The sequence below is a fragment of the Streptomyces nanshensis genome (assembly GCF_001751255.1).
In the GTDB taxonomy this organism is placed as follows: domain Bacteria; phylum Actinomycetota; class Actinomycetes; order Streptomycetales; family Streptomycetaceae; genus Streptomyces; species Streptomyces nanshensis_A.
The window spans coordinates 1-732 of the sequence record NZ_LJGW01000502.1 but is presented as its reverse complement, the minus strand read 5'-3'; the positions used below and the strand labels follow the sequence as shown (position 1 = coordinate 732).

1 protein-coding gene is annotated in these 732 nt (G+C 72.7%); it reads right to left on the bottom strand.

Going from position 1 to position 732, the window contains the following annotated elements; translation table 11 throughout:
- Positions 1 to 71: 71 nt before the first annotated feature.
- Positions 72 to 732 (bottom strand): SDR family oxidoreductase (locus tag AN218_RS29075; RefSeq protein ID WP_070020075.1); only part of this gene is annotated, 661 nt, incomplete at its 5' end.

The window sequence follows — 732 nt, the reverse complement described above, 5'->3', positions numbered from 1 at the left end:
CCCCGCCCTGCCCAGCAGGGCGACGACGCTACTTTGCGGACACGCCCTAATGCCTGTCGTCCGGCCGGTGTTCAGCCGCGGCCGATGTACGGCATCGTCGTCGCGACGACCGTCGCGAACTGGACGTTCGCCTCCAGCGGCAGGTCCGCCATGTGCCGCACGGTGCGGGCCACGTCCGCGGAGTCCATCACCGGTTCGGGGCGCACGGTGCCGTCGGCCTGCGGGACGCCCGCCTGCATGCGTTCGGTCATCTCCGTCGCGGCGTTGCCGATGTCGATCTGGCCGCAGGCGATGCCGTACGGACGGCCGTCCAGCGAAAGGGACTTGGTCAGGCCCGTCACCGCGTGCTTGGTCGCCGTGTAGGCGATCGAACCCGGGCGGGGCGCGTGCGCGGAGACCGAGCCGTTGTTGATGATCCGGCCGCCCTGCGGCCGCTGGTCCCGCATCAGCCGGAACGCGGCCTGCGCGCACAGGAACGCTCCCGTCAGATTGACGTCGACGACGGCACGCCAGTCCTCCGGCGTCAGATCCTCCAGCGGTACGGCCGGCCCGAACGCCCCGGCGTTGTTGAACAGCAGCCCGAGCCAGTGCCCGCTCTCCCGTACGGAGGCGAACAGCGCCGTGACCGCCTCCGGGTCGGTGACGTCGGTGGGGACGACCGTCCCCGCACCCGCGCCCGTGGTACGGGCGATCAGCCGGGCCGTCTCCTCCAGGGGCGCCGCCCGGCGGCCC